This is a genomic window from Rhodothermales bacterium (assembly GCA_039944855.1).
Taxonomy (GTDB): domain Bacteria; phylum Bacteroidota; class Rhodothermia; order Rhodothermales; family JANQRZ01; genus JBBSMX01.
Window position 1 is genome coordinate 125,243 of record JBDUXZ010000011.1, and the last position, 13,778, is coordinate 139,020.

16 protein-coding genes are annotated in these 13,778 nt (G+C 68.7%); 11 read left to right on the forward strand and 5 right to left on the reverse strand.

Annotated features, from left to right (window positions below; translation table 11 throughout):
• Window positions 1-206 precede the first annotated feature (206 nt).
• The 7 genes from ABJF88_06550 to ABJF88_06580 all read left to right on the forward strand — a co-directional run bounded on the left by ABJF88_06550 (window position 207) and on the right by ABJF88_06580 (window position 4,989).
• Window positions 207-2,435, forward strand: coding sequence for a GAF domain-containing SpoIIE family protein phosphatase (locus ABJF88_06550; GenBank protein MEP0546573.1), 2,229 nt, complete (start codon window positions 207-209; stop codon window positions 2,433-2,435).
• Window positions 2,436-2,500: 65 nt separating this feature from the next.
• Complete coding sequence (locus ABJF88_06555; GenBank protein ID MEP0546574.1) at window positions 2,501-2,860, forward strand: STAS domain-containing protein; 360 nt, start codon at window positions 2,501-2,503, stop codon at window positions 2,858-2,860.
• A gap of 5 nt (window positions 2,861-2,865) precedes the next feature.
• Window positions 2,866-3,312 (forward strand): ATP-binding protein, encoded by a 447-nt coding sequence (locus ABJF88_06560; protein MEP0546575.1) that lies wholly within the window; start codon window positions 2,866-2,868, stop codon window positions 3,310-3,312.
• Window positions 3,313-3,879: 567 nt separating this feature from the next.
• A complete protein-coding gene (locus ABJF88_06565) occupies window positions 3,880-4,092 on the forward strand; it encodes a type II toxin-antitoxin system HicB family antitoxin (GenBank protein ID MEP0546576.1) in 213 nt (70 codons plus the stop codon).
• A 13-nt stretch (window positions 4,093-4,105) separates the two neighbouring features.
• Window positions 4,106-4,327, forward strand: coding sequence for a type II toxin-antitoxin system HicA family toxin (locus tag ABJF88_06570; GenBank protein MEP0546577.1), 222 nt, complete (start codon window positions 4,106-4,108; stop codon window positions 4,325-4,327).
• Window positions 4,328-4,419: 92 nt separating this feature from the next.
• Window positions 4,420-4,632 carry a DUF433 domain-containing protein gene (locus ABJF88_06575; protein ID MEP0546578.1) on the forward strand — a complete coding sequence of 71 codons (213 nt, stop codon included), beginning with the start codon at window positions 4,420-4,422 and terminating at the stop codon, window positions 4,630-4,632.
• A gap of 189 nt (window positions 4,633-4,821) precedes the next feature.
• Window positions 4,822-4,989, forward strand: a complete 168-nt coding sequence (locus tag ABJF88_06580) for a hypothetical protein (GenBank protein MEP0546579.1) — start codon at window positions 4,822-4,824, stop codon at window positions 4,987-4,989.
• On the opposite strand, the gene ubiE is transcribed toward ABJF88_06580, so the two are convergent.
• The 4 genes from ubiE to aat form a co-directional block, all read right to left on the reverse strand.
• Window positions 4,986-5,729, reverse strand: coding sequence for a bifunctional demethylmenaquinone methyltransferase/2-methoxy-6-polyprenyl-1,4-benzoquinol methylase UbiE (ubiE, locus tag ABJF88_06585; protein MEP0546580.1), 744 nt, complete (start codon window positions 5,727-5,729; stop codon window positions 4,986-4,988). The genes ABJF88_06580 and ubiE overlap by 4 nt on opposite strands.
• Window positions 5,730-6,713, reverse strand: a complete 984-nt coding sequence (gene pfkA / locus ABJF88_06590) for a 6-phosphofructokinase (GenBank protein ID MEP0546581.1) — start codon at window positions 6,711-6,713, stop codon at window positions 5,730-5,732.
• A gap of 113 nt (window positions 6,714-6,826) precedes the next feature.
• Window positions 6,827-7,750: an N-acetylmuramoyl-L-alanine amidase-like domain-containing protein gene (locus tag ABJF88_06595; GenBank protein ID MEP0546582.1), complete on the reverse strand. Its 924-nt coding sequence runs from the start codon at window positions 7,748-7,750 to the stop codon at window positions 6,827-6,829.
• Between the two features lie 89 nt (window positions 7,751-7,839).
• Window positions 7,840-8,475 (reverse strand): leucyl/phenylalanyl-tRNA--protein transferase, encoded by a 636-nt coding sequence (gene aat / locus ABJF88_06600; GenBank protein MEP0546583.1) that lies wholly within the window; start codon window positions 8,473-8,475, stop codon window positions 7,840-7,842.
• A gap of 79 nt (window positions 8,476-8,554) precedes the next feature.
• Between aat and ABJF88_06605 the strand changes: the two genes are divergently transcribed.
• A complete protein-coding gene (locus ABJF88_06605) occupies window positions 8,555-9,049 on the forward strand; it encodes a biotin/lipoyl-containing protein (GenBank protein MEP0546584.1) in 495 nt (164 codons plus the stop codon).
• 78 nt (window positions 9,050-9,127) lie between these two features.
• Window positions 9,128-10,117: an SDR family oxidoreductase gene (locus tag ABJF88_06610; protein MEP0546585.1), complete on the forward strand. Its 990-nt coding sequence runs from the start codon at window positions 9,128-9,130 to the stop codon at window positions 10,115-10,117.
• 62 nt (window positions 10,118-10,179) lie between these two features.
• Here ABJF88_06610 and ABJF88_06615 read toward each other — a convergent pair whose 3' ends face one another.
• The gene (locus ABJF88_06615) at window positions 10,180-10,986 is read right to left on the reverse strand and encodes a ZIP family metal transporter (protein ID MEP0546586.1); all 807 of its coding nucleotides are present in this window, start codon (window positions 10,984-10,986) and stop codon (window positions 10,180-10,182) included.
• 222 nt (window positions 10,987-11,208) lie between these two features.
• On the opposite strand from ABJF88_06615, the gene ABJF88_06620 reads away from it, so the two are divergent.
• Both ABJF88_06620 and ABJF88_06625 read left to right on the forward strand, forming a co-directional pair.
• Window positions 11,209-12,222: an amidohydrolase family protein gene (locus ABJF88_06620; protein ID MEP0546587.1), complete on the forward strand. Its 1,014-nt coding sequence runs from the start codon at window positions 11,209-11,211 to the stop codon at window positions 12,220-12,222.
• A 150-nt stretch (window positions 12,223-12,372) separates the two neighbouring features.
• The gene (locus tag ABJF88_06625; GenBank protein MEP0546588.1) at window positions 12,373-13,764 is read left to right on the forward strand and encodes a M24 family metallopeptidase; all 1,392 of its coding nucleotides are present in this window, start codon (window positions 12,373-12,375) and stop codon (window positions 13,762-13,764) included.
• The last annotated feature ends 14 nt before the right edge of the window (window positions 13,765-13,778 follow it).

The window sequence follows — 13,778 nt, forward strand, 5'->3', positions numbered from 1 at the left end:
CTAGGGGGCGGTACGGGGACCGCCGCCAGAAGTTACCCCGCCGGGTTGCGGGCGGGCGACGGTATATTGGCCGGGCCCCGGCGCCGCTTCGGCCCGACGTATCCGAGGCGATCGCGTTTCGAGACCGCCGTGCAACTCGGTCCCCCCTCCGCTCGCTATGCAGACGGATCGCGCCCGCTCACCCACTCCGAGGACCCCTGCCTACCGTGCAGCTTCCTTCGCTCCCGCTTGACCGCGTCCTCCCGGCGCTGGCTGGGGGGCGCGCGCGACGCGCCTTGCTGTGGACGGCGTTGGCGCTGGGGACGCTCCTCGTCATCACGTACCACGCCGGCATCACGGCCGTCGGCGAGCCGCCCTCGACGGCGACGTTGGTCCTCGTCAACTTCGGCGTCGCGGCGTGCGTCGGCCTGCTGGCGTTCCTCGTCTCCGGGCTGTTCACCCGGCGCGTGTTCAACCCCGTACGCGCGCTGTGGACCCCGCTCGTGGTCGGCGGGCTCGGGGCGGCGCTCGAAGTCACCCTCGTCACGATGGGCGGCCCGGCCGAGGTAGACCTCCAGACCGGCGTGCCCGAGGGGTTCGGCGACGTGACGCAGGTGGTCGGCGTGGCCCTCGTCGAGACGATCGTGGCGCTCGCGCTCCTGTTCTCGCTGCGCACGCTCGTGCTCTTCAAGCGGACCTCGGGCAGTGTGCGCAACTGGCGGATCATGCTCGGCACGATGACGGCCGCCGCCCTCGTCCTCCTCGGCCACGGCGCGACCGACGCCGTCAACGACAACGTCCTCCACATCGTGCTCGTCGGTGCGGCCATCGTGGCGATGGTGATGAACGCGTTCCGCCTCGCGTGGATCGTTTACCTCCCGTTCCGGCAGAAGATGCTGACGCTCGGGCTGGGCGTCGGGCTCATCGTCCTGCTCGCCTACATGCTGCAGATGCGCTACATCGAGGCCGGCGTCTCCCTGCGCGACATGCCGGCCGTCGGGCCCGAGATGGAACTCACGCTCGCGGCCGTGTTCTCGCAGCCGCTCAGCCAGTTCGTGATGATGGCGTTCGGCTTCGGCGTGCTCTACGCGACGACGGCCGTGCTCTCGCTCCTCTTCCACCTCCCCACCGCCGCCGCCCTCCAGCAGAAGACCGGCGAGATGGAGGCGCTGCAGGCCCTCGCCCGCCTCTCCGGCGAGGTCTTCGACCGCGACAAGCTCGTGGACACGATCGCGGGCGCACCCGTCGAGGCCGGCGTCGCGCAGGCCGCGTGGCTGGCGCTGATCGACGAGGGCAGCGGGTCGCTCGCGCCCCACGTCACGTCGGCCTTCGGGCTCACGCCGATGCAGATCAAAGCCCTCGTCGACTACGAGATGCTCGCGCGCGACGCCCTCAGCGCGAAGACCCCGCTCCTCCTGCGGCAGGCCCCGGCCGACCACCGCGTCCGCGCGCGCCCCGGCGACGGGATCGGCAGCCTCCTCGTCCTCCCGCTCCACGCCCACGGCGAGCCGCTCGGCGCGCTCTTCGCCACGCGCGCCGTCACGGAGGGGTTCGAGAACGACGACGTCGACGCCCTCGTCGCCTTCGCCGGGCAGGCCGCCCTCGCCCTCAACAACGCCGACCTCTTCGCCGAGCGGCTCGAACGCGAGCGGCTCCAGCGCGAGCTCGCGATCGCACGCGAGGTCCAGCAGCGGCTCCTCCCGCAGTCGCTCCCCGACGCGCCCGGCGTCGCGCTCTCCGCCCTCAGCATCCCCGCCGCCGAGGTCTGCGGCGACTACTACGACTTCGTCGAGATCGGCGACGGCTGCTTCGGCGTGATCGTCGGCGACGTGTCGGGGAAGGGCACGAGCGCGGCGTTCTACATGGCCGAGCTGAAGGGCATCTTCCAGTCGGCGAGCAAGCTCACGCGCTCCCCCGCCGAGTTCCTCTCGCGGGCGAACGAGGCGCTCGCGGGCTCGCTCGGCAAGAACGCGTTCATCACGGCCGTCTACGGCATCATGGACACGGTGGCGGGCACGTTCACGCTCGCCCGCGCCGGCCACTGCCCCGTCGCCCACGCCCACGCCGACGGCACCGTCGACCTCCTCCGCGTCGGCGGGCTCGGGCTCGGGCTCGACCGCGGGCCGCTCTTCCGCCGCGCCCTCAAAGAGCAGCAGATCGCGCTCCGCCCCGGCGACGCCTTCGTGCTCTACAGCGACGGTCTCGTCGAGACCCGCGACCGGGCGGGCACGGGCGAGGAGTACGGCTACGAGCGGCTCGCCGCCGCCGTGGCGAAGCACCGCACGCTCGCCCCCGACGCCTTCCGCGATGCCCTCCTGCACGACCTCCAACGGTTCGCCGGCCACGACGTGTGGGACGACGACCTCACCCTCGTCATCGTGAAGTGGGAGGGCCTGCCCAAGCTCGCTGCCACCAACGGCGAGGCACAGGCTGCCGAGGTCGCCCGTTCGGCCTGATTCTTGTCTTTCCTGCTCCCGACGCGCCCCGTCGCGTCTCCACCGATCACCCTACGCCCAACCCCGTGAGTTCCTTCTCCGTCACCTTCCGCTCGCCCGACGACGAGGTCTGCGTACTCGACCTCAAGGGCGAGCTCGACGCCCACACCGCCAGCGAGCTCGAAGCGGCCTTCCAGAAATGCCTGGACGACCAGCGCTCGCGCATCATCGTCCACGGCGGCGACCTCCAGTACATCTCGTCGGCCGGGCTCGGCGTCTTCATGGCCTACATCGAGGAGGTCCGCGAGCAGGGTGGCGACATCAAGATCGCCGCGCTCCAGCCCCGCGTCTACAACGTGTTCGACCTGCTCGGCTTCCCCGTGCTCTTCGACATCACCTCGACCGAGGACGAAGCCGTCCAGCGTTTCAGCGACGACGGCGCCTGACCCCGATGGCCGCCTCCGCTCCCACCGTCACCATTCCCAGCGCCACGCGCTACCTCAAGCGCGTCCGCCGCTTCGTGGACCAGCAGGCCACGGCCGCCGGCCTCTCCGAGCGCGCCGTCGACGAGATGATGCTCGCCGTGGACGAGGCCTGCGCAAACGCCATCGAGCACGCCTACGGCGGGCGGGCGAACGGGACCGTCGAGGTGACGACGGAGCGGGCCCCCGGCCTCTTCACCGTCATCATCCGCCACACCGGCGTCCCCTTCGACCCGAGCACCTACCAGCCGCCCGACGTCGCCCGGTCCATCCACGAGCGGCGGAAGGGCGGGTTCGGCGTCGCGCTGATGCACCGGCTCGTGGACACCGTCGAGTTCCGACACCGCGGCGACGCCAGCGAGGTCTGCCTCGTCAAACGCCTCAACGGCAACGACGGCGAAGCGGCCTCGGATTGAACCTCGGTTTGCACCACTATTCGCCGATGAGTCCGACCAAGCTCTTCTCGCTGCTTGCCGCCTGCGGTGTCCTCAGCGGATGTAACTACCTCGAAGAGCGGAGGCTCTGCTCACAGGTTGAGACTGATTTACAAGTTGATCTAGCGTCGTGCCCTGATTTAATCTCCTTCGAACAACGCGGATGGGCTGAGGAAAGCACCGAAAAAGCTCTGCTTCGCTTGGATGAGAGCGACTGTGCAATGCTATCTGTAGCTCCCTTCGACACTGCCACAGCGAAAGCACGATTGGGTTACCGAGGCGTATTCGAGTCCTACTCAAACCAGGCTTTCCGACGGTGGACATGGGGCGATTGGCCGATTGACGCCATCCAGTACGTCTTCAGTGCGAACACGTGCTTGCTGTCTAGGGACGCTCACTTCGAATAGTCGCTCAGTCTGCACGCTCGATATCAGCGTGGCAGTGAAGCAATTCCTCGGACGCTAACCCGCGACGCCGCGGTAGAGAACGGCAACTTCAAAACCATCTCGCCGTTCGACTCAGACGGCTCAGCTACCTGACCTCCTCACCATGCGTACCTACACCATCGTCATCGAGCGCGACCCCGAAACCAAGCTGCTCGTCGGCTACGTCCCCGGCTTCCCCGGTGCGCACTCGCAGGCCGAAACGCTCGATGAACTCGACGCGAACATGCGTGAGGTGATCGAGATGCTGCTGGAGGACGGGGAGCCGGAGTTTGAGGGCGAGTTCGTCGGAACGCACCAAATCTCAGTCGCTGCCTGAACTCGAGGACGCTGTGGGCAACGTCCCAGTTCTTTCACCGCAGGAAGTGATCCGTCTGCTCCGTACGCTCGGATTCGAGGAAGTCCGTCAGCGCGGCTCGCACAAGCAGTTCCGTCATCCCGACGGGCGCGCCACGACCGTGCCGTTCCACAACGGCCGCGACATCGCGCCGTCGCTCCTCCGCAAGATCGCGCACGACATCGGCGTGACCGTCGAACAGTTGCTCGGACGCTAGCCGGCGACGCCACGGTAGAGGGAGACGACGCCGAAGATGAAGTGGGATCGAACGGAAGGAGCGGTACGTTGGACGAGAAACCCATCGAAGCCATGAACGCGAATGTCATCGTATCTCGCCACCCCGACGTTGTCAGCGGCGCTCTTGTGTTCGCCGGAACGCGCGTGCCTGTCCAAACACTCGTGGACTACATCAAATCGGGCGAAACCCTCGATCGCTTCCTCGAAGGCTTCCCCACTGTGCGGCGTGAGCAGGCCGAAGCGTACCTCGAAATGACGTTGGCCGACGCCGAGGCCCATGCCTGACCCGGCCGCTACCGTTCGTGTCCTGCTCGACGAAAACGTGGACCGGCTCCTCACCCCGCTGTTCGATCCAGCATTTCGTGTCGTCATCCAGCATTTCGTGTCGTCACCGTGCAGGAGCAAGGATGGGCCGCCAGGAAGAACGGAGACTTGATCCGCGCGGCGGCAACGGAGTTCGACGTGTTTGTGACGATGGACCGCAATCTCCCGTACCAGCAGAACCTGCAAGCGCTCGGCCTAGCCGTGGTCGTGCTCAGCGCTCGAAGCAACGCTTACGCGCACGTCGCTCCGCTCATGCCCCGCGTCAACGACGCGATTCGTTCGGCCACGCCGGGCGAAGCTGCCGTCGTCGGGCGCTAGCCGGCTACGCCGCGGTAGAGGGAGGCGACGCCGAAGGTGAGCCGTTTCGCTTTGGGCTTTTCAAACCCCGCCTCGCGCATCACGCGGAGGAAGTCGTCGCCGTCGGGGAAGGCCTGGATGGACTCGGGGAGGTAGGCATAGGCCCCGCTGTCGCCGCTGACGGCGCGGCCGACGCGCGGCAGGATCTGGCTCGAATAGAACCCGTAGAGCTGCTTCATCGGGAACGCGCGCGGCCGGCTGAACTCCAGCACGACGAGCACGCCGCCGGGCCGCAGCACGCGGCGTAGCTCGGCGAGCCCGCGCCCGAGGTTCTCGAAGTTGCGCACGCCGAAGGCCACGAGCACGGCGTCGAACGCGCCGTCCTCGAACTCCAGATTCTCGGCGTCGCCGCGCTGGAGCGTGATGCGGTGGTCGAGCCCGCGCGCCTTCAGCTTCTCGCGGCCGAAGGCCAGCATCTCCTCGGCGATGTCGACGCCGATGACTTCGTCCGGCCCGAGCTTGAGGGCCTCGACGGCGAGGTCGGCCGTGCCGGTGGCGACGTCGAGGATGCGGCGCGGCGGGCGGTCGAGCGCGCGGCCCGCCATCTTCACCGCCTGCGTCCGCCAGACCTTGTCGATGCCGAGCGAGAGCACACGGTTGAGGAGGTCGTACTTCGGCGCGATCGCGTCGAACATCGACTCGACCTCGCGCTTCTTCCCCTCGACCTCGCCGATCGGGGGCTTGTGCGTGGCGTCGGGCATCTAGCTGAGGGTGTGGCTGAGGTTGAGGAGTTCGTAGTCGATCTGCTTCTTCCGCTCGCAGACCTGCCGCAGCGGCGTCAGCTTCACGTCGCCGTTGACGATTCCGACCATCACGTTGTCGTGGCCCTCCATGAGCGCCTCGACGGCGGCGGAGCCGAGGCGGCTGGCGAGCACGCGGTCGCGCGCGCTCGGCGAGCCGCCGCGCTGGATGTGGCCGAGGATGCACACGCGGAGGTCGATGGGGTCGAACGCGGGGTCGCCCTTGAGCGCCTCGGCGATCTTCACCGCCCCGCCCATCTCCTCGCCCTCGGCGACGACGACGATCGACGAGCGGTGCTGGCTCGCCATGAGCGAGAGGATCCGCTCCTTGATGGCGTCCATCCGCGTGAGCGTCTCGGGGATGAGCACGAGCTCGGCCCCGCCGCCGATGCCGCAGTTGAGCGCGATGAACCCGGCGTCCTGCCCCATCACCTCGATGAGGAACAGCCGGTCGTGCGCGTCGGCCGTGTCGCGGATGCGGTCGATGTTCTCGATGGCCGTGTTGAGCGCGGTGTCGTAGCCGACGGTCTCGTCGGTGCCGAAGAGGTCGTTGTCGATCGTGCCGGGGCAGCCGACGACGGCGATGCCGTGCTCCTCGTGGAGCATCGCGGCCCCCATCAGCGTCCCGTTCCCGCCGATGGCGACGAGCGCGTCGAGCCCGCCGTTGCGGACGGCGGCGGCGGCGAGCTCCCGGCCCTCGGGCGTGCGGAAGCGGTTGGAGCGCGCGCTCTTGAGGATCGTCCCCCCTTTGCCGAGGATGTTCGACACACTCTGCCGGTCCATCTGCACGAGGTCTCCGTCGATGAGCCCGGCGTAGCCGCGGCGGATGCCGACGACCTCCAAATCGTCTTGGATAGCGCGGCGGACGACGGCGCGGATGCAGGCGTTCATGCCGGGTGCATCACCGCCGGAGGTGAGCACGCCGATCCGGTTTATTTCTGCCATGATGAAGCTCGGTCGAGAGGGTGGGAAGCGGGCCGCGCAAAACCTACGCGCCACGCCGTCACCGGGCACGGGGCCGCCACGCCGTTGCGCTTCGTTTCACGCATTACGCGCATTCAGCTCTGCGCGCTCTTCGCGAGCGGGCGGGCGACGATGATGCCGGTCTGCGCCTTCACCCCGTTGACGTAGTCCGCGAGGTCGTCGCTGATCTTGACCTCGCCGGAGAGCGAGGCGTGGAGGAAGCCGGTGCGGCCGTCGTCGTGCTTGTACACGAAGCCGGTGTGGGTCACGTCGAGCCCATCGATCCCCGTCGCCGTGGCGATGATGTCGCCGGCGCGGAGCTGGTCGTAGACGCTACGGATCTTGTCCTGCGGCACGTAGAAAATGCCGTGGTCTTCGAGCCCCGCCTCGACCTGCTGGATGCAGGCGAACAGGCTGTCGTTCCCAGCGAGCTTCGGGTACGCATCGCGGTGGCCGCTCATGAAGTCGATCGTCTTGTCGAACGGCTCGCCGAACGTGCGCGAGACGACCTCGACGTTCCCGCGCCGGGCGTTGTCGAGCATCCAGTCGGAGAAGTAGTGGAGGCGGCTGCAATAGCCGTCGAGCGTGCCGCCGCGGTAGCGGAGGTCTTCGAGGTTCTCGATGTACGTCGCGTAGCTCGGGTCCCCCGCCTCGACCGCCTGCGCGAGCGCGACGACGTTCTCGACGTAGGTCACGCAGTCGAAGCCCATGAGGTCCACGACGAGCGCTTCCTGCTCGGCCTCGTCGAGCATGCCGGCGAGGTAGGGCCGCCCGAGGAGCTGCACCCCGATCTGCTGCGCGATCTCGCCGAGGGGGCGCGCCGCGAGGTCGTTCTCCCGCGCGTACGCCATGACGTCTTCGAATGCCCGAAACGTCGCGGAGTCCGACAGCGCCACGTCCGACGCCGGGGCGACGGGCGTCACGACCTCATCGGCCGGGGGAGCGGGATCGGACGGTTCGGAGCCACAGGCGGCCAGGAGCAGGCCCGCGAGGAGGACGGAGAGGGAGCGGAGGCGCATCGTCGGAGAAGGAGGGTTCGGGGGCGGGAGAGCGGGGTGATGTACGCGCGTCGTCCACGGTTTGTCCACACGGTGGATTAAAAGTTCGTTCAGTCGAACGGCGTGTCGGGCGACGGCGCCCATCCCGTTCGCCAGCAGGCGTCGATGGTGAGCGCGGTGGCGAGCCGCCGCTTGTAGTCGGCCTGCGGGATCTCCTCGGCCCCGAACTGTTCGAGGTGCGGCGTGACGAACTGCGTGTCGAGCAGGCCGAACCCGCCGCGCCGGAGCGCCGCGACGAGGTGCACGAGCGCCACCTTCGAGGCGTCGCGGGCGCGGGAGAACATCGACTCGCCGAAGAACGCCCCGCCGATCGCGACGCCGTAGAGCCCGCCGACGAGCTGCCCCTCCGCCCAGCACTCGACGGAGTGCGCGAACCCGCGCCGGTGGAGCGCCGTGTAGACCGCGACGAGTTCCTCCGAGATCCACGTCGACTCCCGGCCGGGCGCGGGCTCGGCGCAGGCCCGCATCACGGCCTCGAACGCCCGGTCCGGGACGACCTCGAACGACGCGCGGCGGACGAGCTTGCGGAGGTTTTTTGAGACGTGAAACGTGTCGAGCGGGATGATGCCGCGCGGGTCCGGGTCCATCCAATACACGGCGCCGGCCTGATCGGGATCGGCCATCGGGAAGAGGCCGAGCCGGTACGTGTAGAGCAGGAGGTCGGGCGAGAGGGGCGGATCGGACATGCCGGAAGACGGGCGAATGGCGTAGTTTCTGGAGGGCCTGCCGCTCGCCCTCGTCTCCGCCTCTAGCCCCCGCGCACCCATGAAGTTCCAAGCTCTCGTCCACGACCAGCCCCTCGAGCTCGAGCTCGACGGCGACACGCTCACGATCGACGGCGAGCGCGCCGACTACACCTTCCGGCGCATCGCCCCGAACGAAGTCCTCCTCCTCCTCGACGGCCGCAGCTTCCCGTTCACCGTCGAGCCGCAGCGCGACGGCACGGTGCGGCTGACGCACGCCGGGCGCAGCCTGCCCGTGCGCGTGAAGACCGAGCGCGACCTGCTCCTCGAATCCTTCGGGATGGAAGCCGCCGCCGCCACGGCCGACCGCGAGCTGCGAGCGCCGATGCCGGGCCTCGTCCTCTCTGTCCTCGTCGAGCCGGGGCAGGAGGTGGCCGAAGGCGCGGGCCTCGTCGTGCTCGAAGCGATGAAGATGGAGAACGAGCTGCGCGCCGCCGCCGCCGGCACCGTCGCCACCGTCCACGTCGAGCCCGGCAGCCCCGTTGGCAAGAACGACCTGCTGGTTAGCTTCGCTTGAGTCGAGTGTCCTGAGTCGGGAGTCGAGCGTCTCTCCGACTCGGCCGACGCTCGACGCCCGACCCTTGACCCTCGACTCATGATCTTAGTCACCGGCGCCACCGGGTTCCTCGGGTCCGTGCTCGTCCGCCAGCTCCTGGCCGAGGACGAGCCCGTCCGCATCCTCCGCCGCGCCTCGTCCGCGCTCGACCTCCTCGGCGATGCCGCCGACCACGTCGAGCACGCCGTCGGCGACGTGACGGACGCGGCTTCGGTGCGCGAGGCGATGCGCGGGGTGGCGTCCGTCTACCACACCGCTGCATTCGTCGGGTTCGGCGGGGCCAGCGATGCGGACAAGCTCCACGCCGTGAACGTCGCCGGCACGGCCCACGTCGTCGACGCCGCGCTCGCGGAGGGCATCGGCCGGCTCGTGCTCACGTCCAGCCAGGCCGCGTTCGGCCGCGCGGAGAAGCCGACGGGCGTGATCGACGAGACGGCGGTGTGGGTCCCGTCGAAGACGAACACGGCCTACGCCCGGAGCAAGCATCAGGCGGAGCTCGAAGTCCACCGTGGGGTGGCCGAGGGGCTCGACGCCGTGATCGTCAACCCGTCGATGATCTTCGGGCCGGGGCGGGCGGGCGAGAACACGATGGAGATCGTGGACAAGGTGCGCCGGGGAAGGATGCCGGCGGCCCCGGCAGGCGGGACGAACGTGGTCGACGTGGAGGACGTCGCGGCCGGTCACCGCGCGGCGATGGCACGCGGGGAGACCGGCGAGCGCTACTTCCTCGGGAGTGAGAACCTCCGCTGGAAGACGATCCTCGACACGCTCGCCGAGGCTTTCGGCGTGCGCGGCCCGCGCGTCGTGCTCCCGCCGCCGCTCGCGCTCCTCGCCGGGACGCTCTCCGAGGCCGTCGCCGCCGTGACGCGCACGCGGCCGACGCTTACGCGCGAGACCGCCCGCATCTCGGCGCACCCCTTCCACTACGACAACGCGAAGGCCCGCGAGGCGCTCGGCGTCACGTTCCGTCCGTTCCGCGCCACCGCCGAGCGCATCGCCGCTGCACAGTCCGCCTCTCCTCGACCCTGAATTCCAACCGTAGAGACGCAACATGTTGCGTCTTTAGCGTACGGTCGATCCTGCGCCCCGCCTCAGTGCATCCCGTCGAACCCGAGCAGCGCGGGCAGCAGCATCACGCCCACGCCGAGCAGGATCATCACGAGCTGCCACACCGACTTGATCGCAGGCGTGCTGTGGTGGTGGTGAAGCTCGGGGATGAGGTCGCTGCCGGCGATGTAGAGGAACGAGCCCGCCGTGATCGGCAGGAGGTAGTCGGCGAAGCCCTCGACCTGCGCCCCGATCACGAGCGCGAGCACGGCCCCGACGACGGAGGCGAGCCCGGACGCGAAGTTGTAGAGCAGCGCCTTCTTCGGCTCGAACCCGCCGTAGACGAGCACGCCGAAGTCGCCGATCTCCTGCGGGATCTCGTGGAGCATCACCGCCACCGTCGTCACCACGCCCGTCGGGATCGAGACGAGGTAGGCCGCCGCGATCACCATGCCGTCGAGGAGGTTGTGGGCCGCGTCGCCGACGAGGTTCATCATCGCGAACGGCTGCACCGGCTCGGGCTTGACGTCGAGCGCGGCCGCCACTTCGAGTTCGGCGGCGGAGAGGGCGACGCCGTGGTCGTGCCGCCAGTGGAGGAACTTCTCGAGCACGAAGAACGCGATCACGCCCGCGAGCACGAGCAGGCTCGCCGTGCTGTCGCCGAGCGCCGCGAACGAGCGCGGGATGAGGTGGATCAGCGCGCCGCCGAGCATCGCCCCGACGGCGAACGAGACGAGGAGGAACACGATCCGCTCCAGCCGTTCGACGTTGAGCGAGAGCGTGAAGACGCCGACGAGCGAGACGAGGCTCACGAGGAGCACGCTGCCGAGCGCGTAGAGCCAGAGGTCCATGCAGAGACGAGAAGTGGGTGAGCCGAAAGGTACACCCGGAGCCGAGCGCACCCGCGCGCACCAGCTCGGCTCGGCCTCGTTCTTCATGGTTCGCTCCCCCACGCTCCCTACTGTACCTCTCCTCAACGCCCGATCGATGCATAATATTTGTCACTATCTCCTTATGATGTAACCTGATGCTTTCCAGTTCAGGACTCCGGTCATCGCTTATCCCCTCTCCCTATGAACCTCGTCCGCATCCTCCTCGTCGTCGCTGTCGCAGCAACGAGCGCTCACGCCCAGGCTCCGCCGGCCCCTGTCCTCGACGTGCACCTCCACGCCCTCGCGGCGGATGCGCAGGGACCGCCGCCGCTCGGGATGTGCGCGCCGTTCGAAACCTTCCCTGCGTGGGACCCGGCGCAGCCCTATGGCGCCGCGTTCATAACAATGATGAAGCAGCCAACGTGCTCCGATCCCGTGTGGTCGCCGGAGACAGACGAGGAGGTGATGCGGCAGACGCTCGATGTGCTGGAGCGGCGGAATATCATCGGCGTGGTGAGTGGCCCCGTCGAGCGCGTGGCGGCATGGCGAGCCGTTGCCCCCGAGCGGCTCATCCCCGGCCTCCTGTTCAACGTCGCCCGTGACACCGACATCACGCCCGACTCGCTCCGCCGTCTCGCCGAAACAGGGGCCCTGGACGTCTTCGGCGAGGTCACGAACCAATATGCCGGCATCGCGCCGGACGACGAGCGGATGGAACCGTACTGGGCGCTGGCCGAGGAGTTGGACATCCCCGTCGGCATCCACATCGGCCCCGGCCCCCCAGGCGTGCACTACCTCGGTGCCTCCGGCTACCGCGCCCGCCTCCACAGCGCACTCACGATGGAGGAGGTACTCGTGAAGCACCCCCGGCTCCGCGTCTACCTCATGCACGCGGGCTACCCCATGCTCGATGACCTCCTCGCCGTGCTCTATGCCCATCCGCAGGTGTATGCGGGCATCGGCGTCATCGTCTACACCCGGCCCCGCGCCGACTTCTACCGCTACCTGCGCGGGATCCTCGAGGCCGGCTTCGGCGACCGCGTGATGTTCGGCTCGGACCAGATGGTGTGGCCCGGCGTGATCGAGCGGGCCATCGCGGTCATCGAAGAAGCGCCGTTCCTCTCCGAGCAGCAGAAGCGCGACATCCTGTATAACAATGCCGCTCGGTTCCTCCGGCTGAGCGAGGACGAGATCGCACGGCACCACGGGCGGTAAGCCTATGCGCCCGGCTCCCGCAGCAGGCAGCGCTGGAGCTTGCCCGTCGGCGTAGATTCGGCTCCAGGTGTAGGGCTCGGCGGCTGAGCACGGCATCGGCCGCGCTCGTACGTTTCGGTCGCCTCTTCCTCGCGACCCTCTCGGAACGTCATGCGCCCGCTGATCTGTCTGCTCGCCCTCATGGCCCTGGCCGGCTCCCCCACTTCGGCCCAAGACGCCGTCCCGGCCATCCTCTCCATGCGTGAGCGAGCGGAGGTGCGCGACGCTTGGCTGGAGCGCCGTCTGGAGACGGTCATCCCCCTCGTGATGCGGCGAGCCGGCGTCGACATGTGGGTCATCAGCGCGCGCGAGTACAACGAAGACCCGGTGGCGCGGACGATGCTGCCGGCTACCTGGCTCAACGCCCGTCGCCGCACGATCCTGCTCTTCTACGACCGGGGCGAAGAGGAAGGCGTCGAGCGGCTCGCGATCGCCCGCTACGCGGTCGGCGAGGCGTTCCCAGCGGCGTGGGACCCGGACGCTCAGCCAGACCAGTGGGCGCGTCTCGCCGACGTCATCGCCGAGCGCAACCCCGAGCGCATCGCCATCAACCGATCCTCGACGTTCGCCCTCGCCGACGGGATGACCGACAGCGAATTCGACGGGTTGCAGGCGGCGCTCCCGGAGCCGTTCCGCGACCGCATCGTGTCGGGCGAAGCCCTGGCGGTGGGCTGGCTGGAGACCCGCATCCCCGAAGAGATGGTGGTGTACCCGACGATCGTCAAGATCGCGCAGGCCATCATCGCGGAAGGGTTCTCCGAGCAGGTCATCACGCCGGGCGTCACGACCGTCGAGGACGTCGAGTGGTGGTACCGCGACCGGGTGCGCGAACTCGGCCTCGTCACCTGGTTTCACCCGACGGTCTCGATCCAACGTGCGGAGAGCGGGCCCCGCAGCAACGACTTCTCCGACTGGGGAAGCGGCAACGGCACGATCGCTCCCGGCGACCTGCTGCACGTCGACTTCGGGATCACCTATCTCGGGCTGAACACGGACACGCAAGAGCACGCTTATGTGCTGCGCCCCGGCGAGCACGAAGCCCCGGCCGGCCTCCGGTCCGCCCTCGCGACAGGCAACCGCCTGCAAGACCTCCTCACCGACCAGTTTGCGACGGGCCGGACCGGCAACGAGATCCTGGCAGCGAGTCTGAGCGCGGCCGACCGGGAGGGGATCGAGGCGACGATCTACACCCACCCGATCGGGTTCCACGGACACGCGGCAGGGCCTGCCATCGGAATGTGGGACAAGCAAGACGGCGTGCCGGGGACGGGCGACTACCCGCTCTACCCAAACACGGCGTTCTCGATCGAACTCAACGCCGCCGTGCCGGTCCCCGAGTGGGGCGATCAGAAGGTGCGGATCATGCTGGAGCAGGACGCCTTCTTCGACGGCGCCTCGGTGTGGTACATCGACGGGCGGCAGACGGACCTCCACCTGATCCCCCGGCACTCGCACACCGGCCCGCTGCGCCCTTCGCCGAGCAGTCCTGGCGGGACGCAGTGATCTCCCCGGCACCG

Excerpts from the sequence above, each read along its gene's own strand:
- ABJF88_06560 (MEP0546575.1), top strand. The coding sequence starts at position 2,866 with ATGGCCGCCTCCGCTCCCACCGTCACCATTCCCAGCGCCACGCGCTAC.
- ABJF88_06565 (MEP0546576.1), top strand. The coding sequence starts at position 3,880 with ATGCGTACCTACACCATCGTCATCGAGCGCGACCCCGAAACCAAGCTG.
- ABJF88_06575 (MEP0546578.1), top strand. The coding sequence starts at position 4,420 with ATGAACGCGAATGTCATCGTATCTCGCCACCCCGACGTTGTCAGCGGC.
- ABJF88_06580 (MEP0546579.1), top strand. The coding sequence starts at position 4,822 with ATGGACCGCAATCTCCCGTACCAGCAGAACCTGCAAGCGCTCGGCCTA.
- ubiE (MEP0546580.1), bottom strand. The coding sequence starts at position 5,729 with ATGCCCGACGCCACGCACAAGCCCCCGATCGGCGAGGTCGAGGGGAAG.
- pfkA (MEP0546581.1), bottom strand. The coding sequence starts at position 6,713 with ATGGCAGAAATAAACCGGATCGGCGTGCTCACCTCCGGCGGTGATGCA.
- ABJF88_06595 (MEP0546582.1), bottom strand. The coding sequence starts at position 7,750 with ATGCGCCTCCGCTCCCTCTCCGTCCTCCTCGCGGGCCTGCTCCTGGCC.
- aat (MEP0546583.1), bottom strand. The coding sequence starts at position 8,475 with ATGTCCGATCCGCCCCTCTCGCCCGACCTCCTGCTCTACACGTACCGG.
- ABJF88_06605 (MEP0546584.1), top strand. The coding sequence starts at position 8,555 with ATGAAGTTCCAAGCTCTCGTCCACGACCAGCCCCTCGAGCTCGAGCTC.
- ABJF88_06610 (MEP0546585.1), top strand. The coding sequence starts at position 9,128 with ATGATCTTAGTCACCGGCGCCACCGGGTTCCTCGGGTCCGTGCTCGTC.
- ABJF88_06615 (MEP0546586.1), bottom strand. The coding sequence starts at position 10,986 with ATGGACCTCTGGCTCTACGCGCTCGGCAGCGTGCTCCTCGTGAGCCTC.
- ABJF88_06620 (MEP0546587.1), top strand. The coding sequence starts at position 11,209 with ATGAACCTCGTCCGCATCCTCCTCGTCGTCGCTGTCGCAGCAACGAGC.
- ABJF88_06625 (MEP0546588.1), top strand. The coding sequence starts at position 12,373 with ATGCGCCCGCTGATCTGTCTGCTCGCCCTCATGGCCCTGGCCGGCTCC.